The sequence below is a fragment of the Pseudomonas sp. Q1-7 genome (assembly GCF_028010285.1).
Taxonomy (GTDB): Bacteria; Pseudomonadota; Gammaproteobacteria; order Pseudomonadales; family Pseudomonadaceae; genus Metapseudomonas.
In genome coordinates, this window is sequence record NZ_CP116304.1 from 4889980 (window position 1) to 4908395 (window position 18416).

17 protein-coding genes are annotated in these 18416 nt (G+C 64.6%); 6 read left to right on the forward strand and 11 right to left on the reverse strand.

Annotated elements, in window-relative coordinates; translation table 11 throughout:
- Positions 1–42: 42 nt before the first annotated feature.
- Positions 43–534: an acetolactate synthase small subunit gene (gene ilvN, locus PJW05_RS22670; RefSeq protein WP_271409192.1), complete on the reverse strand. Its 492-nt coding sequence runs from the start codon at positions 532–534 to the stop codon at positions 43–45.
- 2 nt (positions 535–536) lie between these two features.
- Positions 537–2261, reverse strand: a complete 1725-nt coding sequence (locus PJW05_RS22675; RefSeq protein WP_271409193.1) for an acetolactate synthase 3 large subunit — start codon at positions 2259–2261, stop codon at positions 537–539.
- A gap of 409 nt (positions 2262–2670) precedes the next feature.
- On the opposite strand from PJW05_RS22675, the gene PJW05_RS22680 reads away from it, so the two are divergent.
- Positions 2671–3129, forward strand: coding sequence for a DUF4124 domain-containing protein (locus tag PJW05_RS22680; RefSeq protein ID WP_271409194.1), 459 nt, complete (start codon positions 2671–2673; stop codon positions 3127–3129).
- A gap of 9 nt (positions 3130–3138) precedes the next feature.
- Here PJW05_RS22680 and PJW05_RS22685 read toward each other — a convergent pair whose 3' ends face one another.
- Genes PJW05_RS22685 through mrcB form a run of 3 tightly spaced genes read right to left on the reverse strand, consistent with a single transcriptional unit; the run spans position 3139 to position 6573 of the window.
- Positions 3139–3468 (reverse strand): YqcC family protein, encoded by a 330-nt coding sequence (locus PJW05_RS22685; RefSeq protein WP_271409195.1) that lies wholly within the window; start codon positions 3466–3468, stop codon positions 3139–3141.
- Entirely contained in the window at positions 3468–4238 is a 771-nt protein-coding gene (locus tag PJW05_RS22690) for a tetratricopeptide repeat protein (RefSeq protein ID WP_271409196.1), read from the reverse strand. Before PJW05_RS22690 ends, PJW05_RS22685 begins: the two co-directional genes overlap by 1 nt.
- A gap of 16 nt (positions 4239–4254) precedes the next feature.
- Positions 4255–6573: a penicillin-binding protein 1B gene (mrcB, locus tag PJW05_RS22695; RefSeq protein WP_271409197.1), complete on the reverse strand. Its 2319-nt coding sequence runs from the start codon at positions 6571–6573 to the stop codon at positions 4255–4257.
- Between the two features lie 115 nt (positions 6574–6688).
- Here mrcB and PJW05_RS22700 point away from each other — a divergent pair, with 115 nt between their 5' ends.
- The 3 genes from PJW05_RS22700 to PJW05_RS22710 all read left to right on the forward strand — a co-directional run bounded on the left by PJW05_RS22700 (position 6689) and on the right by PJW05_RS22710 (position 9712).
- On the forward strand, positions 6689–8248 hold the full coding sequence (locus PJW05_RS22700) for a bifunctional aminoglycoside phosphotransferase/ATP-binding protein (protein ID WP_271409198.1): 1560 nt from the start codon (positions 6689–6691) through the stop codon (positions 8246–8248).
- Positions 8249–8532: 284 nt separating this feature from the next.
- A complete protein-coding gene (locus PJW05_RS22705; protein ID WP_271409199.1) occupies positions 8533–8805 on the forward strand; it encodes a TfoX/Sxy family protein in 273 nt (90 codons plus the stop codon).
- Positions 8806–8911: 106 nt separating this feature from the next.
- On the forward strand, positions 8912–9712 hold the full coding sequence (locus tag PJW05_RS22710; RefSeq protein ID WP_271409200.1) for a Crp/Fnr family transcriptional regulator: 801 nt from the start codon (positions 8912–8914) through the stop codon (positions 9710–9712).
- Positions 9713–9986: 274 nt separating this feature from the next.
- Here PJW05_RS22710 and PJW05_RS22715 read toward each other — a convergent pair whose 3' ends face one another.
- The 6 genes from PJW05_RS22715 to PJW05_RS22740 all read right to left on the reverse strand — a co-directional run bounded on the left by PJW05_RS22715 (position 9987) and on the right by PJW05_RS22740 (position 15066).
- Complete coding sequence (locus PJW05_RS22715) at positions 9987–10871, reverse strand: ChaN family lipoprotein (RefSeq protein ID WP_271409201.1); 885 nt, start codon at positions 10869–10871, stop codon at positions 9987–9989.
- An 18-nt stretch (positions 10872–10889) separates the two neighbouring features.
- A complete protein-coding gene (locus PJW05_RS22720; protein ID WP_271409202.1) occupies positions 10890–11657 on the reverse strand; it encodes a heme ABC transporter ATP-binding protein in 768 nt (255 codons plus the stop codon).
- Positions 11657–12640 carry a FecCD family ABC transporter permease gene (locus PJW05_RS22725; protein ID WP_271412288.1) on the reverse strand — a complete coding sequence of 328 codons (984 nt, stop codon included), beginning with the start codon at positions 12638–12640 and terminating at the stop codon, positions 11657–11659. The genes PJW05_RS22720 and PJW05_RS22725 overlap by 1 nt, the downstream gene beginning before the upstream one ends.
- A gap of 50 nt (positions 12641–12690) precedes the next feature.
- On the reverse strand, positions 12691–13590 hold the full coding sequence (locus PJW05_RS22730; RefSeq protein WP_271409203.1) for a heme/hemin ABC transporter substrate-binding protein: 900 nt from the start codon (positions 13588–13590) through the stop codon (positions 12691–12693).
- Positions 13591–13687: 97 nt separating this feature from the next.
- On the reverse strand, positions 13688–14752 hold the full coding sequence (locus tag PJW05_RS22735; protein ID WP_271409204.1) for a hemin-degrading factor: 1065 nt from the start codon (positions 14750–14752) through the stop codon (positions 13688–13690).
- Positions 14753–14769: 17 nt separating this feature from the next.
- Positions 14770–15066 (reverse strand): energy transducer TonB, encoded by a 297-nt coding sequence (locus PJW05_RS22740; protein WP_271409205.1) that lies wholly within the window; start codon positions 15064–15066, stop codon positions 14770–14772.
- Positions 15067–15713: 647 nt separating this feature from the next.
- Between PJW05_RS22740 and PJW05_RS22745 the strand changes: the two genes are divergently transcribed.
- Both PJW05_RS22745 and PJW05_RS22750 read left to right on the forward strand, forming a co-directional pair.
- Positions 15714–18008: a TonB-dependent hemoglobin/transferrin/lactoferrin family receptor gene (locus tag PJW05_RS22745; protein WP_271409206.1), complete on the forward strand. Its 2295-nt coding sequence runs from the start codon at positions 15714–15716 to the stop codon at positions 18006–18008.
- An 83-nt stretch (positions 18009–18091) separates the two neighbouring features.
- A complete protein-coding gene (locus tag PJW05_RS22750) occupies positions 18092–18415 on the forward strand; it encodes a Rieske (2Fe-2S) protein (protein ID WP_271409207.1) in 324 nt (107 codons plus the stop codon).
- Position 18416 lies beyond the last annotated feature (1 nt).

The following is an 18416-nucleotide window of genomic DNA, read 5'->3' on the forward strand; positions in this document are numbered from 1 at the left end:
CAAGAAAAACCCCGCACCAGGCGGGGTTTTTCATGACTGCGTTCAGACCGTCAGCACTTTGTCGCCACGGGAAATCCCGGTAACGCCACTGCGTACTGTTTCCAGGATCGAGCTGGTGCCGATAGCCTGGATAAAGCTATCCAGCTTGTCGCTGGTACCCGCCAGTTGGATCGTGTAGACGCTGGACGTCACGTCGACGATCTGACCGCGGAAGATGTCGGTGGTGCGCTTGACCTCGGCGCGCTGGGCGCCGGTGGCCTTGACCTTCACCAACATCAGTTCGCGCTCGATGTGGGCGCTTTCCGACAGGTTCACCAGCTTGACCACTTCGATCAGCTTGTTGAGGTTCTTGGTGATCTGCTCGATCACCTCATCGTGACCGACGGTGGTGAGGGTCAGACGCGACAGAGTCGGGTCCTCGGTCGGCGCCACGGTCAGGCTTTCGATGTTGTAGTTGCGCTGGGAGAACAGACCGACGACGCGGGACAGGGCGCCCGGCTCGTTTTCCAGCAGCAGGGAAATGATGTGTCGCATGGTCAGGTCCGCTCCGTCTTGCTCAGCCACATGTCGCGCATGGCGCCATCCCGAATCTGCATCGGGTAGACGTGCTCGCTGGAGTCCACCTGGATGTCGAGGAACACCAGACGGTTCTTCAGAGAAAACGCCTCTTCCATCTTCGCCTTCAGATCCTTCGGATCGGTCACGCGAATGCCGACGTGGCCATAGGCCTCGGCCAGCTTAACGAAGTCAGGCAGCGATTCCATGTAGGAGTGCGAGTAACGGCTGTTGTACTGCATGTCCTGCCATTGGCGGACCATGCCCAGCGCACCGTTGTTCAGGTTGATGATCTTCACCGGCAGGTCGTACTGCAGGCAGGTGGACAGCTCCTGGATGTTCATCTGGATGCTGCCCTCGCCGGTTACGCAGGCGACGTCGGCTTCCGGGAAGCTCAGCTTGATGCCCATGGCTGCGGGGAAACCGAAGCCCATCGTGCCCAGGCCGCCGGAGTTGATCCAGCGATTGGGCTTGTTGAAGCGGTAGTACTGCGCCGCGAACATCTGGTGCTGACCCACATCGGAAGTCACGAAGGCGTCGCCCTTGGTCACTTCCCAGAGGGTTTCGATCACGCTCTGCGGCTTGATGATGCTGCCGTCACCCTTGTCGTAGGGGAACAGGTCACCGCCAGCGCGCCACTCGTCGATCTGCTTCCACCAGGCCGCGACGGTTTCCTTGTTCGGGGTCTCGCCGATTTCCTTGAGGATCGCGACCATCTCCGCCAGCACGCTGTCCACCGGGCCCACGATCGGGATGTCGGCCTTGATGGTCTTGGAGATCGACGCTGGGTCGATATCGATGTGGATAATCTTGGCGTTCGGACAGAACTTAGCGGCACCGTTGATAACGCGGTCATCGAAGCGCGCGCCGACGGCCAGAATCACGTCGGAGTGATGCATTGCCAGGTTGGCGGTATAGCTGCCGTGCATGCCGAGCATGCCGACGAACTGGTGGTCGCTGCCCGGGAAGGCGCCCAGGCCCATCAGGGTGTTGGTCACCGGCAGGTTGAGCATCTTGGCCAGCTCGGTGAGCTGTTCGGATGCGTTGCCCATGATTACGCCGCCGCCGGAATACAGAATCGGGCGCTTGGCGGACAGGAGCATCTCGGCAGCCTTGCGGATCTGGCCGGAATGGCCACGGACCGCCGGGCTGTAGGAGCGCAGCTTGACCTTCTTCGGGTAGCTGTATTCGAACTTCTGGGTCGGGTCGCCCATGTCCTTGGGAATGTCGACGACGACCGGACCGGGACGACCGGACTGGGCGATGTAGAACGCCTTCTTGATCACCTCGGGGATTTCCGAGGGATGCTTGATGATGAAGCTGTGCTTCACGATCGGGCGGGAGATACCGACCATGTCGGTTTCCTGGAAGGCGTCAGTGCCGACCATGTTGCTCGGCACCTGGCCGGACAGGATCACCATCGGGATGGAGTCCATGTAGGCGGTGGCGATGCCGGTGATGGCGTTGGTGGCGCCGGGGCCGGAAGTCACCAGCACCACACCGGGTTTGCCGGTGGCGCGGGCGTAACCGTCGGCCATGTGGGTTGCAGCCTGTTCGTGACGGACCAGGATGTGGGTCACGTCATTTTCCTTGAACAGGGCATCGTAGATGTGCAGGAGGGCACCGCCCGGGTACCCATAGATGTACTTAACGCCTTCGTCACGCAGCGAGCGGACGACCATTTCAGCGCCAGATAAAAGCTCCACGTTTTTCACCTCTAGAACGCCAGATAACCGCCCGCGACCGGACGGCCTGAATAGGTTTGCCTGCAGTCAGGGCGTGAGCGACTGGTGGTCGCCGACTACGTCAGCTACTGACTGAACAAGCATTGGGGCGGCCCCTGAGAGTTGTTGCGGGGCTTTCCCACCCAGCGCGAGGTAACGCGTTGCGGGTGTTACAGGTCGGCGCGGGTGTGCACCTCATCGACTGCTACAGCTTCCGACTTGCGGCCGGCCCACTGGAACAGCGAACCCTGGATTCTTCGGATTAGACGGGGACAAGTCAAGTAATCCGTTACGGAATCTTGCATGGATTGCTGTGACACGACGCAGAATCACGGTTGGCGGCTTTTGGTTATAGTTAGCGCAGGATTTTCCGCCATCAAAAGGAAAGCGCATGCATCGCTTGATTCTCGTCGGCAGCCTGCTGCTGGTACTGAGTACACCCACCGTGGCCGGTCAGGTCTACAAATGGGTGGACGCCCAAGGGGTAACCCACTTCGGCGCACAGCCGCCCGAAGGCCAGGAAGCCACCAGCGTGAACACCTCGGTGCCGAAGCCCCCTACCCACCTGCCGCGCCTGGACAGCGAGATCGCCCAGCCGCAGGCCCCGCTGCCGGAAAACAAACCGGAGGGCGACCAGAAGGTGATCGACGAAAAGGTGAAGGCGGAAGTTGCGACCCAGGAAGCGGAACGTCGCAAATACTGCGAAACCGTGCGCACCAACCTGGCTCAGCTGCAGAACAATCCGCGCCTGCGTGTTGAAGTGAACGGCGATGTCCGGCGCCTCAGCGAGGAAGAAAGACAGTCCCGCATCCGGGAAGCCGAGAAGGCGATCGGCGAGAATTGCAACTGAGGCGATGCCTCAGTTCGCACCACCGATGAGCCGGTCGAAGGCCTCCAGGGCGTCGAGCAGCCGGCCCACTTCGGCCATGCGCTCCCGATAGACCTCTTCCGCCATGGAACGAATCCCGGACGCCTGCGGCAGCTCCAGGTCATGTTCAAGAATGAGCTTCATGCGCGGCAGGAAAATCCACTGCAGCCATTCTTCGAAGGCCAGGGTATCTACACAGAAGGGCGCCTGGCTGGCCAGGGCGTCCGCACCAGGCGACACCTCCGACCACATTCCCAGGCTACGAAGCTCCCGCTCGATGAGCAGGAGCTGGTCAGCCACTTCAAGGCAACGCGAATCCATCAGAGATTGACCTTGGCTTTCTCGCGAGCCAACGCGGCACCCGCCGGGTCGCCCTGGCGATCACGAGAGCGCGCGATCAGGTCCCACAGACTGGCCTGCAGAGCCGGCCGGCCGTTGGCATAAGTGAGCGCGCGCCGGGCGAATTGCTCGGCCTGAGCTGCATCCCCCTGGGCCAGACGCACTTCGGCCAGGCGATAGAGCACCTGGGGCTCGCGCGGCGCGATGCGCTGGGCGCGCTCCAGGCTAGCGGCGGCACCATTGAGGTCGCCGCTCCCTTGTTGTTGCTGGGCCGTGGTCAGCAGCGCCAGTACCGGACCATCGAGCTGCTCATCCGCGGCGAGGCCACTGCCGCTGCTGGGAATGCCAGTCGGGGCGCTGGGGGATGGCACGCTGTAATTCGACGAGCCGTAGCTGGGGGTGCTGGAAGAGCCATAGGCCGGAACGCTCGAATCCGGAGCCGGGCCACTGGTGATGGAGCCAGGAGTGATGGCCCCGCTGGTGATGCTGCCACTGATGGGGGCGCTGGGGGCAGGCGCGGCAATCGGAGCGCCGGAGCTGGCACCCGGCACCATGACCACCACGCCGGAATCCTCGGGAATGCTGCGTGGTGCGGCGGGGGGCTGACTGTAGCCACCCTGGTTCGAGGTACCCTGTTCCAACTCGGACAGGGGGGCGCCGGAGTCGACCACGGGGATGGCGCCTCGCTGCGGGGTGGCACAACCGGCCAGCAGAGCGGCTGCCGCAAGGGCGGGAATCCAGGCTTTACTCACGTTTCATCCTCTCGGTTCATTGCATCCAACCGCGAACCCAGTCCATGACCGAGTCCACGGGTGCGCCCAGGCCGCACGGCGCACCGGGGACGGGTTCGCTGCCGCGAATGTAGGGCATCTGCACCGCACCCGGGCAGCTTGGGTCGGAGCCCTGGCCACTGTGCGGATCGATCCACGCCTGAACGACGTTTTCTGGCATCGGCATATCCAGCGGCAGCGGGTCGGCCTTGCGCATGAAGCTGGTCCAGACCTGCAGTGCGCCGGTGGCGCCTGTCAGTGGTGTCTTGCCGTTATCATCGCGCCCCAGCCAGACCACCGCCAGCAAATCCTGACTGAAGCCAGCGAACCAACTGTCCCGCGAGTCGTTGGTAGTCCCGGTCTTGCCCGCCAGGGTCAGCGAGGACGGCAACTGGCTGTACACCGACCGCGCGGTGCCCTCGCGCATCACCCGCTGCATGGCGTTCTGCACCAGGTAAATGGCGCCCGGATCGAAGCGCTGCTGAATCTGGAAGGGGTATCGCTTGAGCGGCTCCCCCTCGGCAGTCAGCACGCTGCGAATCGCTCGCAACGGCGTATTGAAGCCACCATTGGCCAAGGTCTGGTACATGGTCGCCACTTCCATCGGGCTCAGCGCACCGGCGCCAAGGAGCATCGAGGGATAGGCCGGCCATTCGCGGGAAACACCCAGTCTCTCAAGGGTTTTGAGCACATTGGGCACGCCCAGTTCCAGGCCGAGCTTGGCCGTCGACAGGTTGTAGGAGTTGGCCAGCCCCTGATACAGGTAGATGGTTCCGTGAGCGCGACGATCGTAGTTCTGCGGGCGCCAGACCTGGCCATCCTGCCCCTTCACCGAGAAGGGTTCGTCGGCGACCCAACTGGTGAGGGTGTACTGGCTCGGACGCTCCAGCGCGGTGAGGTAGACGGCCGGTTTGATCAGCGAACCGATGGGACGCACGGCATCCACGGCACGGTTGAAGCCGGCGAAGCGTGGCTGGCGGCTGCCGATCAGCGCCTGGATCTCGCCGGTTTCCGGATTGCTCACGACCATGGCCGACTCGACCTGATCCACACCCTTGCGTCCCGCCAAGCGCTTGAGGGTTTCGCTCAGCGAGGTTTCCGCCTTGGACTGCAGGATGGGGTCGAAACTGGTGAAGATGCGCAGACCTTCCTCGGTCAGGTCTTCCTCGCGATAGTCCTGACGCAACTGGCGCTTCACCAGGTCGAGGAATGCCGGGTAGGAGCTGTCCGCAAGACTGCCGCGCCGGGTCACGCCCAGGGGCTTCTGCTTGGCGGCGGCAGCTTCCTCGGGGGTGACAACGCCCTGCTCGGCCAGCAGGTCGATCACCAGGTTGCGGCGCTCCAGGGCACGCTCAGGGAAGCGTCGCGGGTTGTAGTAGGACGGCCCCTTGACCATGCCCACCAACAGGGCGATCTGGTGCACCTTCAGCTCCGCCAGGGGTTGACTGAAGAAGTACTGGCTGGCCAGTCCGAAGCCATGGATGGCACGCTGGCCGTCCTGGCCGAGGAACACCTCGTTCAGGTAGGCCTCGAGAATCTCGCGCTTGTCGTAATGCAGCTCCAGCAGCACCGCCATCATGGCTTCGGTGGCCTTGCGGGAGAGGCTGCGCTCGCTGGTCAGGTAGAAGTTCTTCACCAACTGCTGGGTCAGGGTACTCCCACCCTGGCGCAGCTCGCCGGCAGTGGCGTTGACCCAGAACGCACGGGCGATGGACTTCAGCGACACGCCGTGGTGGTTGAAGAACTCACGGTCTTCCGTCGCCACCAGGGTTTCCACCAGATAGGCGGGGACCTGATCCAGCTTGATCAGCACTCGATCTTCATGATGCGCGGGATAGAGGCCACCGATCAGCAGCGGTTCCAGCCGGGCCACGGCCAGGTCGGCGCCGTTGGCCTGGGTCAGGCCGGCCACATAATCGCCGGAGAAACGCACACGAACCCGCTGCGCCGGCTCGGCGCCTTCGTAGAACTGGAAGCCCCGGGTGTTCAACTCGACGGCGTTGCCGGCAACCGACGCTGCGCCCGGCCCATTGGATACGCTTTCGCGGCGGTAGCCAAGGGCATCCAGCTCCTTGAGAAAGTCGTCCTTGGACAGCTTCAGGCCGACGAACAGTTCAAGCGGCCGTGCGTACACCTTGGCCGGTACCGTCCAGCGCTTGCCGGAGAATTTTTCCTGCACCACGGCGTCGAGATAGATGGCGAAACCGGCCAGTATCACCAGGCCTACCAGGCCCAGCTTGACGGCCCAGCCCAGCCAGGGGCGAATACCGTTGGAACGGCGTTTGGAGCGGGATTTGGGGGATCGGGGACGTGTCATGGCGGCGCATTATACGCACTTTATCCACAGCCAACAGGCACGCCCTGACGGTTTGCAGGCCGGTGCTCAACGGCGATAATGCCGGCCTTCCACAGCGAAAGAACAAGGAACGCCCGTGAGCCAGTCCCTGATAGCCGCCCTGCAGAACCCCACCCTTTATCCGCATCCGGTGGAGGGGTTCCAGGTGATCGAGACGCATATTTCCTGGGTACTGCTGACCGGCAGCTATGTCTACAAAGTAAAGAAGCCGGTGAATTTTGGCTTTCTCGATTTCACCAGCCTCGACGACCGCCGGCACTTCTGTGAAGAAGAACTGCGCCTCAATCAGCGCCTGACCCGCGATCTCTATCTTGAGGTGCTGCCGGTCACCGGCAGTGTCGAGGCCCCGCAGATCGGCGGCGACGGCCCGGCCATCGAGTACGTGCTGAAGATGCGCCAGTTCCCCCAGGACAACCTGCTCAGCGCCCTGCAGGCCCGTGGCGAGCTCACCCCCGCGCACGTCGATGCCCTCGCGGGACAGATCGCCCGTTTCCACCTGGCTGCCCCGAACGTGGCCGTCGAACACCCGCTCGGCACTCCCGAGGCGGTGATGATGCCGGTCCGGCAGAACTTCGAGCAGATTCGTCCGCTGCTGAACGACAAGGCCGACCTGCAACAACTGGACGCCCTGGAAGCCTGGGCAGAGAGCAGCTTCGAGCGCCTCAAGCCGCTGCTGGCGCAACGCAAGCAGGCAGGCTTCATTCGCGAATGCCATGGCGACATCCACCTGGGCAATGCCACGCTGATCGATGGCGAAGTCGTGCTCTTCGACTGCATCGAGTTCAACGAGCCGTTCCGCTTCACCGACGTCTACGCCGACATCGCCTTCATCGCCATGGACCTTGAGGACCGCGGCCTCAAGTCCCTGTCCCGTCGCCTGGTGAGCCAGTACCTGGAGCACACTGGCGATTACGAAGGCCTGGAGCTGCTCAATTTCTATAAGGCCTACCGCGCCCTGGTACGCGCCAAGATCGCCCTGTTCAGCCTGGCCCATCAGGCCGATGCCGTGCAGAAGGCCGCCACCGTTCGCCAGTACCGCAACTATGCCAGCCTGGCCGAAAGCTACAGCGCCATCCCGTCGCCCTTCCTGGCCATTACCAGCGGCGTATCCGCCTCGGGCAAGAGCCATGTGGCGCTGCGCCTGGTGGAAGCCCTGGGCGCCATCCGCCTGCGCTCGGACATCGAACGCAAGCGCCTGTTCGGCGAACAGCAGCCCGGCGCCGAAGGGCTGCAAAGCGGTATCTACGACGCTGAAGCCAGCGTCGCCACCTATGAGCGCCTGAACCAGCTGGCAACGGTCGCCCTGCAGGCCGGATTCCCGGTCATCATCGATGCCACCTTCCTCAAGCTGGCGCAGCGCAAGGCCGCGCGCAAGGTTGCCGAGAAAACCGGTACGCCCTTCCTGATCCTCGAGTGCCATGCCCCGGAAGCCGTGATCGAAAGCTGGCTGGCCCAGCGCCAGGCCGAGGGCGGCGACCCGTCCGACGCCACCCTGGAGGTGGTGCGCGCGCAACTGGCCAACCGCGAGCCGCTGAATGCGAGCGAGCAGACCCAGAGCAAGCGCATCGACACCCACCAGGCCTCCAGCCTCGACGACCTGGTGAAGCTCATCCGCCAGCATCTGCCGGGCGTCTGACCCCTCCCCACCGCGCCGGGCAACCTCCGGCGTGGCTTCTATACTGCCGGCTGACCCCTTTGGCCGGGCGGCAGGCACCTTTCTGCACAGCTGCCGCTCCACGGCAGGCAATGCCTGCGCGCGAACGAGCAGCCAGGAAGGGGCCTATTGCGCCAGCGGTCATCGTGTTCCGTGCAGGGAGCGCACGAGGATGGGGCGATAGCACAAGGCCACGTCACGAATGGGCCGCTACACTTAATTGCAGCCCTGTCCCTCTCGTGCCCATTCCACCGCAAGGAGGCTCGATGAACGACGAACTGCAACACATGAAGAATCTGGGCAAGACCTCGGCGCAGTGGTTGCACGCCGTCGGCATCCACAGCGCATCCGACCTGCGACGACTTGGCGCCGTGGGTGCCTATAAGGCTGTTCGGGCACGCGGATTCCGGGCCTCGAAAGTGCTGCTGTATGCCATCGAAGGCGCCCTGCTGGACATCCACTGGAACGATCTGACACCCGGCCACAAGGCTGAACTGAACCACCAGTTGGACACTCCGGGTCTTCACAACAAGAGCTAGCTCACAACCTCCGCCGAGAGAGATTTACGAGTCAGGTGCTGCCCCCCTATTGTCTCAGGGGCCTTCGTGCGCCACGCCATTCCAGTCAGTTCAAGGAATTACCGCCATGTACCTACTCGGGGAGCAACCGGCCTATGCCGATCAGCTGATCAACAGACTGCAGAGCATCCCCGGGCAATTGCTCGATGGCCTGGAACCGAGCGGCCCCTCGGTTCGCCTGGATCAGGTCGAAGACCTGTCGCCAATCCTGCCGGGCAATCAGTTGTTCCTGATTGAAAATGGCCTGCTCCATGCGGTCGTCGACGAACGCCCTCTCTTCTATTTGCAGGAAGGCGACCTGGTGGGCCTGCGCCAGGGCATCGACCTGCCGTCCTGCCGCTACAGCAGCGAAGAACCCATCAGCCTGCTGCCGTTCAGCCGCAACGAAGTGTTCAAGCACATTTATGGCGACGAGAAGCGCCAGGAACTGTTCATCCAGTACCTGGTGGGCCACACCGCACTGCTTTCCGATGCCGTGGCGCGCCTGAAGCAACCGGACGTTCGCCCCTCGACCGGCTTTCGGCACTTTTCCGCCGGAGAGGAGCTGATCCACCAGGGCGACGAAGCCGACCACGTGTTCATCATCATCGAGGGTCATGCCGAAGCCTTCGTCGACGGGCAGAAAGTCGGTGACGTGCAGAAGGACGAGATTTTCGGCGCCATGGCCGTCTTCACCCGGGAGAGGCGCAGCGCCACGGTGGTGGCCAGCGAGCCCTGCACCGTGATGGTCATCCCCAAAGAGCAGTTCCTCAGCCTGATGCAAAGCAATCCACGCATCGCACACAGCCTGATCGAGAGCATGGCGCGGCGTATCGACCTGCTGAACAAGGAAGTCACCCAATTGCGGCTATCCCCGGACAATTCCTGAAAGCAGAAACCCCGGCCTGGTGCCGGGGTTTCTGCTTTCAGGGGGCGGGAAACGCAGGATGAAAAAATCGAGTTGTCAGCGCTTGACTCGAAAATGAGAATTGTTATTATTATCGCAACTGATCGCGAGATCAGTCGGTAAACTGGGAGACCAAGCAGTCGGACTCTTCAGATTATCTCCTCATCAGGCTAATCACGGTTTTCGACCCGGCAATTTGCCGGGTCTTTTTTTGCGTGCCATTTCCCGAATGCCTGACGGCCCTCAGGCCAGGGCTTCAGCGCGCGGCGGGAAGTTGCCGGCGCAGCCCGGCACAGTGATCGATAGGCGGCAGCGCAGCGGTGTACCAGACATAGTCGGCGGCCCCCCGCTCCACCGGCTTGCCCACCTCGGAGAGGATCAGTACCGCATTGCCTTCAGGCCGGCCCAGATCCGCCAGGTGCAGGGGCACCCCCAGGTCACGGCGCACGTGGAAGGCTCCCGCGAACAACAGGGCCGGCCCGGGCGCTGCCAGCAGGCGTTCCGCCATGCGCCGATCGCGCTGTTGCTGCACGGCGAGCATCGCCGGCATCTGGGACTCCGGCAGCAGGCCGCAGTGGGACTCGCGAATCTGCTCCAGCAATGGTCCGCGCACCGCATCGGCGGTGGAGCGCGGTCCCTGCAACAAAGGAGGTGCCTTATAGATGCGCCTGATCTCGCTACGGTCGAGGTTTGCCGCCAGCAACGGATAGGGTTGCGCCAGGGCATGCCGAACGATCGGACCGTAGAGGGTCCAATTCCAGTTCTTCTGCCATGCCAGAGCCTGGGGCAGGTCACTCGGCAGCGGCCCCTGGCGCACGGCATCCACCTTGGCCTGCTGCTCGGGATCGAGCATCTCCAGCAATAGACTGCCCTGCTCGCGACGAGCCTCCAGGGCCTGCAGCAGCCACAGTTGCAACGTGTGGTGGTCGGGGTTGTCGTGCTGCTCCCCCACCAACACCCGCGGCTCGGCGGCAAGCCGCGCCACCAGTTGCTCCGGGGTCAGCCGTTCACCACTGCGCAGGTCGCGGATCACGCCCAGGTCGGGACTCCCCCGCCCTTCGGAGCTTTGCCACTCGGGCAGCGGAGGCAGGCTCTGGCAAGCGGCCAGCAGGCCACAGAAAACGATCAGAAAAATACGCATGCAAAGTCCTTGTTCGATTCAACGCGCAACGATCAGCGGATGGCCGCGCTCGGGGTGGCGCTGCACCAGCACTTCCAGGCCGAACACGGCCTGGAGCGGTTCGGCCTGGAGGACCTGTTCCGGAGGCCCCAGCACATGGGGCCGTCCATCGGCGAGCAGCAACAAACGGTCGCAGTAACGCGCGGCCAGGTTCAGGTCATGCAGGATCACCAGCACCGCCACCCCACGTTCGGCGAAGGTGCGCACGGCCTGCAGGGTGATGTGCTGATGCAGGGGATCGAGCGCCGAGGTGGGCTCGTCGAGCAGGAGAATCTGCCCGGAGCTTCCCGGCCAGAGCTGGGCCAATACCCGCGCCAGGTGTACTCGCTGTCGTTCGCCACCGGAAAGCGCCAGGTAGCTGCGGCCGGCCAGGTGGCTGGCATCCGCCGCCTGCAACGCCTCGGCCACGACTTCGGCATCCCGCTCATTCCCGGTGTCGTGGGGCATGCGCCCCATGGCCACGACTTCCTCCACGCGGAAGGCGAAGTTCAGGGTCGAGCTTTGCGGCAACACCGCCAGGCGTCGCGCACGCTGCGGGCCACTCCAGTCAGCCAGCGTACGGTCGTCCAGGCTGACCTTGCCCGCCGCCAGCGAAACCTCGCCACAAAGCGCTCCCAGCAGCGTGCTTTTGCCCGCGCCATTGGGGCCGAGCACCCCGAGTACCTCGCCCGGCCGCAATTCCAGATCGACGCCCGTCAGCACCTGCTTGCCGCCACGCCATACATCCAGCTGTTCCACGCGCAGCATCAGGGGCGACCTCGCACCAGCAGGTAGAGGAAAAAGGGCGCGCCGATCAGTGCGGTCACGATACCGATGGGCAATTCGGCCGGCACCAGCACCAGCCGCGCCGCCAGGTCGGCCAGCAGCATCAGACTGGCCCCGGCCAGGGCCGAGGCCGGCAGCAGCACCCGATGATCGGGCCCTGCGACCAGGCGTACCAGATGCGGCACCACCAGGCCGATAAAGCCGATCAGCCCTGCCGCGGCCACTGCGGCCCCCACCCCGAGCGCGGTGCAGAACACCAGTTCGCGCTTCAGGCGCTCGACATCGAACCCCAGGTGGCGGGCCTCGGACTCGCCGAGGAGCAGGGCATTGAGCGCCTTGGCCCGGCGCGGCAGCCAGCAGACCACGAAGAGTGTGACGATCAGCAGCGGCCAGAGCCGCGAATAGCTGGCGCCGTTGAGACTGCCCATGTTCCAGAAGGTCAGGCTGCGCAGGGTGGCGTCATCGGCGAGGTAGGTGAACAGACCGATCACCGCGCCGGCCAGGGCGGTCAGCGCGATACCGGCGAGCAACATGGTGGCCACGCTGGTCTGGCCATCGCGACGTCCCAACCGATAGACCAGCACGGTCACGCCCAAACCACCGGCGAAGGCGCAGAGAGACAGCAGATAAGGCGCGAAGGCATCCGGCAAGCCACCCAGTGCGGTACCACCGACGATGGCCGTGGCTCCGCCCAGCGCGGCACCGCTGGAAACACCCACCAGTCCGGGGTCGGCCAGGGGGTTGCGGAACAACCCCTGCATGGCCACGCCGGAAAGCGCCAGCACGGCGCCCACGGCCAGCCCGAGCAAGGTTCGCGGCAGACGAATCTGCCCGAGGATCAGCTCGGCCTGCTCCAGACCTTCGCCGGAGAACGGCAACCCGACCAGGCGCAGGGCCGCACGCAGCGTCTCCCCCAGGGGCAGGCTGACCGGCCCCAGCGCCAGGGACAGCCAGAGCGCGATCAGCAGCAGGACGCCCAGTGCGATAAACAATGGGCGGGAATGAAGGGAGGCGATCATGGTTGACTCGGGTGTCTCTCGGTCAGGGCTGGAGCCGAAGGATAGAAGCCCCTGGAAAGCGCGACCATGCCATCAGGCAGGCGCGGGCCAAGGCCGCCCACCAGCAGCGTCGGGTCCAGGCTCAGCAGGCGCCCCTCGCGGGCCGCGCGGGTCGCGGCCAGGGCCGGATTCTGCTTGAGCAGAGCATCCTGCGCGGCATCGCCCTCCAGGTGGCGGCCGGCAATCACCACCACGTCAGGGTCGAGGGCCGCGAGAGCCTCGTTGGAAATTGCCTTGTAGCCCTGATGGTCGGTCAGATTATGCCCGCCGGCACGCTCGATCAGCCAGGCGGCGGCGGTGTCCTTGCCTGCCGCCAGCGGACTGCTGCCGGCGTGGCCGAGCAGCAACAACACCTTCGGTGCTGATTGGCTCTCCTGCACCCTGGCGACCCACTCGGCCTGGCGCTGCAGGCGCTGGCTGTACTCGGAGAAGATTTGCGTGGCACGTGCTTCGACGCCCAGCAGGGCACCGATCCGTTCGAGGTTCTTCTCCAGGGTGGGCAGATCGGCGGAGGTAGAAAGCCGCTCGACGCGCACGTCCGCAGCGCCGACCTGGGCCAGGACCGGCGGCGGCCCCATTTCCTCGGTTCCCAGCAGAATGTCCGGTCGCAGCGAAAGTATCCCCTCAGCCGCCAGTTGGCGCCGGTAGCCAATGCTGGGCAGCGCGTTCAGCTCCTCGGGATGCTGGCTGGTGGTATCCACGCCGACCAGCTTGTCCTGCCCTCCCAGCACCACTATCCACTCACTGAGCGAACCGCCGGCGCTGACCCAACGCTGGGGAAGGGGCTCGGCCACGGCGGCCTGGTGGGAAAACAGAATGCCCGCGCAAAGGCTGGCCAGACCGACAACAAGACGCATCGAAAACAACTCCATCGCTGACTGCGGCAAACGCCAACACCCCGTGCTCACAGGGCGCTGGCCTGGACGGGGACGCTTCGCCCCTGGCGGTTCGGGATCAGAGGGCCGGTGCGCCCTCGGCCAGCGCCCGCCAGTCCTCCCGCTCAGGAATACCGGGTTTGCGCGCGCCGAACAATTGCACGACCAACTGACCTTCCGCGTCGAAGGCCTCCCAACTGGTGATCACACCGTCGGCGCTGGGCTTGCGCACGCGCCAGAGTTCGGTCAAGCCGGCGGTTTGCAGGTGCAGGTTGAATTCCGGATCGAGCACGTTGAACCAGGTATCCAGCCATTTCAGGTTACTGACGGTACCGCTGTGGATCTGGATGCAGTGGCGGTTACCGACGAACACCATGATCGGCACCTCGCGCGCGCCAGCCTCTTCCATCAGGCGCGGCAGCTCGGCGGTGTGCAATTGCTCAGCCCATTCGCTGCCAGCCAGGCGCAGCGCCTGGGTACGCTCGGCGCCGTGCTTTTTCAGCAGGGCGAAGAAATGATGGGTGTCCTTCAGCGCCGCCCAACCTTCGCGCAGCGCGGCGACGTCGATCTCGGCATCGGGCCTGGCCTGGGGAGGCTCAGGCAGCGGGCGCAAGTCGAGATCATCGCGTTGCTCCTCGGCGCGGAAGCGTTCCACCAGGGGGTGCCAGGCCTCCAGTCGGCTGTCGTCGGTCAGGAACACCTTGTGTACCGCCGCGCCCTGCTGGTCGAAGACCTGGATGCTGCGCTGCATGCCACGCGGGGTCTCCTCGGCCACGGCGAACGCGCTGGACCAGCCGCCCATGAACAGGCGCAGGTCGATGTCGGCGGAGACCACCAGGCCCATCTGACCGTTGGCCATCACCGACACTTCCCGGTAGTAGCCCTTGCGCTCATGCACGCAATGCTCGTTGCGCGTCAGCGCCATGATGTAGCCCAACTCACCGAACGCCGGCAGCAAGGCGGGCCACTCCGGTCGCAGTCGAATGGCATCCACGCCGAGGCGGCTGGCGGTCAGTTCGGCTTCGCTGACGGACAGGCGCCGGGCGGCATCCCTCGCGCGCAGACGCGGCTGCTCAGCGCGTAGCGTCTGCCAGGCCTGATAGAGAGAGGAAACCGGGCTGGGGGTCGAAGTTTGCAGGCTCATCTGGAGCTCCTTGTGATTCAGCGGCTCGCCGACAGGGCGAATTCAATGGGTATGCGCACGCGGCTAGCCACAGGCCGGCCATTGCGGGTTTCGGGGCGAAAGCGCCAGGCTGCGACCGCGTCCAGGGCCGATCGATCGAGACTCTCCACACCGGACGAACGAAGCAGCCTGATCCCTTGCAGCAGCCCTTGGGCATCGAGCCGAACCTCCACCAGGACCAGGCCCTGCTGGTTGCGGCGTCGCGCCAGGGCTGGGTAGACCGGAGGCTTGGGCGGTGTGAGGAACGACGGCTCACGGCTGAATACCTCGGTCACCTGGGGACTCGCCGGCTCCGGCAGCGAACTGGCAACCACAGGGAGCTCTGCGCGGGTCGGTTCGGCCTTTGTTGAAGCCATGGCCTGCGGCTTTGCCTGGGCACGGGGCTCGTCCCGGGCGGGCTCGGACCGCGCGGCCGGCCTGGAGGGTGTGGGCCAAGGCCTGTTCGTCACCACGGAGGGGCGGACGGGTGGCGACGGCCTGGCCGGTTGAGACCGCTTCGTGTTGACCGCCGAACGCGACGCCGGGACTAGAACCGGCGCTGGCGCCGGCTCCGGGTCGACCAGTTGAATACGCATCGCCTGGGGCGCCTGCACTGCCACGCCGAACGCCTTGTCCTGCATATCGCGCAGGAGCCAGCCCGCGCCAACATGCAGGGCCAGCACCAGGGCAAAGCAATAAGTGAAACGCGGCATTGGCGTCGGCTCTAATCCGCAAACAAATGAATTTGATAATGATTTGCATTTACATGTCAACGTCGTTATCGTTCTGTGCCGATATCAACCTGCGATCACCAGCAAGCCCCGACGAACGAGCGCCGAAAAAGCGGAAAAATCGCTGAAACGGATGCCAGCACGCCAACTCGAAGCCTGGCGTAGCCCCGTCGGCTTCCTGGTACGCCCCTGTGACCGGGAGTCCGTCCACGATGTTGCGCCCACCCTTTGCCCGCCGTACCGGGCTAGCGCTGCTGTTGCTCTGCCCTTCCCTCGCCCTTGCCGCCGAGAAGGCCGTTACCCAGTTCGATACCCTGACGGTGACCGCCACCCGCAGCGAGCAACGCCTCGACGAGGTTCCGAACACGGTTTCAGTGCAGACCGAACGCGACATCGACCAGAAGAACGTGAACAACATCCGCGACCTGGTGCGCTATGAGCCGGGCGTATCGGTGAGCGGCACCGGCAGCCGATTCGGCCTGTCCGGCTTCACCATCCGTGGCATCGGCGGTAATCGCGTGCTGACCCAGGTGGACGGGGTGTCGGTCCCGGACGCTTTCAACTTCGGCCCCTTCCTCAACGCCCAGCGCAATTACATCGACCCGGACATCGTCAAGCAGGTGGAGATCATCCGCGGCCCGGCATCGTCCCTTTACGGCAGCGACGCCATCGGCGGTGCGGTGAGCTTCCTGACCAAGGACGCGGCGGACTATCTGGACGAAGGCGATGACGCTTACGCCCGCCTCAAGACCGGCTACAGCAGCGCCGACAACAGCTGGTTGCGCAGCGCCACTTTCGCCGGTCGCCAGGGCACGCTGGATGGCGTGCTCCACCTCGGTCGCCGCACGGGCGACGAAACCGAGACCTTCGGCGGTCGGGGCGGCACCGGCGCCAGCCGCGAGGAAGCCAACCCGCAGGACATCACCACCGACAACCTGCTGGCCAAGTTCGGCTGGAACTACGCCGGCACCGATCGCCTGCAACTGAGCTACGAGCGCTTCGCCGACGACGTCGACACCCGTGTGATGAGCGAGGCCGACACCCTGACCTCCACCGCCCTGGGTGGCGGCATGTTCAGCAACGCCCTGACCGCGGCCAGCCGCGCCACTGACAGCACCGACCGCGAACGCATCAGCCTGGAACACCTGATGGCGCTCGACAGCGCCTTCGCCGACCAGTTGAAATGGCAGCTCAACCACCAGGACAGCCAGATCCGCCAGCAGACCGAGCAAAACCGTTACAGCTGGGTCGCCTTCAACCGCAACCCGACGCCGCCGGCTTCGGCCTTCGAGCGCCTGCGCACCCGCGATTCGGTCTACGAAGAAAAGCTCTGGTCCTTCAACGGCCAGTTGGACAAGCACTTCGCCCTCGGCGACACCCGGCACCACCTGATCTACGGTGTCGACCTCAAGCGCCTGGAAAGCAGTGACCTGCGTAAAGGCAACGAGATCCGCGTCAGCACCGGGCAAGCCCTGCCGCCAGGCTTCGGCGCGGAAACCTTCCCGCTGAGCGACTTCCCCGATCCGGTCACTCACGAGTACGCGCTGTTCGCCCAGGACAGCATCGAGATCGGCCGCTGGACCTTGCTGCCGGGCCTGCGCTACGACTACTACGAGCTCAAGCCCGACGTGACCCCGGAGTACCTGAACAGCAACCCGGTGGACCGCAACCCATCGGACTTCGACGACCATGCGCTGTCGCCCAAACTCGGCATCACCTACCGCCTGGACGACGCCCATAGCCTGTACGGCCAGTACGCTGCCGGCTTCAAGGCACCGGAGCCTGTGGACATCTTCGGCGAGTTCGTCAATGCCGGCATGGGTTACCAGACTGTCGCCAATACCCGCCTGAAGCCGGAAACCAGCGACAGCTACGAGATCGGCCTGCGCGGCCAGTACAACAGCGGCAGCTTCGGCGTGGCGCTGTTCTACAACCGTTACGAGGACTTCATCGAGCAGGTGACCATTCCCGACCCGACCGGCAACAACCTGCTGACCTTCCAGTCACAAAACCTGAACAAAGTGACCATCCGCGGCGCCGAAGCCCGAGGCGAACTGTTCCTCGACAGCTTCGGCCTACCGGTCGGCACCCGCCTGCTCGGCACCATTGCCTACGCCCGCGGCAAGAACGAGGAAACCGGCGAGCCGATCAACAGCATCGACCCGCTCAAGGCGGTCATCGGCCTGGGCTACGCCGAAGCCACGGGCAAGTTCGGTGGCGACCTGTCCTGGACCCTGGTCAAGGCCAAGGACCGCATCGACCAATCCAACAACGCCGCGCTGCGCATCAGCGAGCAATTCGCCACGCCGGGTTACGGCACCCTGGACCTGAACACCTGGTGGCAGGTCACCGATGCCTTCTCGGTGAACGCCGGCGTGTTCAACCTGACCGACAAGAAGTACTGGCAGTGGGGCGACGTCCAGGGCCTGGACGCCAGCAGCCGCAGTCTGGGTCGCTACACCCAGCCGGGCCGCAATGCCTCGGTCAACCTGGTCTGGGAAATCTGACCCGCCTTTCAGCACACGGACGCGCCCCCCTTTTGGCGGACCACACTGGCGCGCGATAATGCGCGCCTGCCGTGGAGATGCCGATGATCCTGCTTTGCCACCCCTTTGAGCTGGCCGAAGGCCAGAGCCGGGGTTTTGTCGCTAATGGCCTGAAAGTCCTGCTGGTGCGCCGGCACGGGCGGGTCCACGCCTATGAAAACCGCTGCCCGCACCGGGGCATCCCCCTGGAATGGGTCCCGGACCGGTTCCTGGACCACAGCGGCAGCCTGATCCAGTGCGCCACCCATGGCGCCCTGTTCCTGATCGAGTCGGGCGAATGCGTGACCGGCCCCTGCGTCGGCGAAGCCCTGCAGCCCCTGGATTGCCGGGAGGACGCCGAAGGCATCTGGTTGCTGGAGGGCGCCTGAG

Excerpts from the sequence above, each read along its gene's own strand:
- ilvN (WP_271409192.1), bottom strand. The coding sequence starts at position 534 with ATGCGACACATCATTTCCCTGCTGCTGGAAAACGAGCCGGGCGCCCTG.
- PJW05_RS22680 (WP_271409194.1), top strand. The coding sequence starts at position 2,671 with ATGCATCGCTTGATTCTCGTCGGCAGCCTGCTGCTGGTACTGAGTACA.
- PJW05_RS22685 (WP_271409195.1), bottom strand. The coding sequence starts at position 3,468 with ATGGATTCGCGTTGCCTTGAAGTGGCTGACCAGCTCCTGCTCATCGAG.
- mrcB (WP_271409197.1), bottom strand. The coding sequence starts at position 6,573 with ATGACACGTCCCCGATCCCCCAAATCCCGCTCCAAACGCCGTTCCAAC.
- PJW05_RS22705 (WP_271409199.1), top strand. The coding sequence starts at position 8,533 with ATGAACGACGAACTGCAACACATGAAGAATCTGGGCAAGACCTCGGCG.
- PJW05_RS22710 (WP_271409200.1), top strand. The coding sequence starts at position 8,912 with ATGTACCTACTCGGGGAGCAACCGGCCTATGCCGATCAGCTGATCAAC.
- PJW05_RS22715 (WP_271409201.1), bottom strand. The coding sequence starts at position 10,871 with ATGCGTATTTTTCTGATCGTTTTCTGTGGCCTGCTGGCCGCTTGCCAG.
- PJW05_RS22720 (WP_271409202.1), bottom strand. The coding sequence starts at position 11,657 with ATGCTGCGCGTGGAACAGCTGGATGTATGGCGTGGCGGCAAGCAGGTG.
- PJW05_RS22730 (WP_271409203.1), bottom strand. The coding sequence starts at position 13,590 with ATGCGTCTTGTTGTCGGTCTGGCCAGCCTTTGCGCGGGCATTCTGTTT.
- PJW05_RS22735 (WP_271409204.1), bottom strand. The coding sequence starts at position 14,752 with ATGAGCCTGCAAACTTCGACCCCCAGCCCGGTTTCCTCTCTCTATCAG.
- PJW05_RS22745 (WP_271409206.1), top strand. The coding sequence starts at position 15,714 with ATGTTGCGCCCACCCTTTGCCCGCCGTACCGGGCTAGCGCTGCTGTTG.
- PJW05_RS22750 (WP_271409207.1), top strand. The coding sequence starts at position 18,092 with ATGATCCTGCTTTGCCACCCCTTTGAGCTGGCCGAAGGCCAGAGCCGG.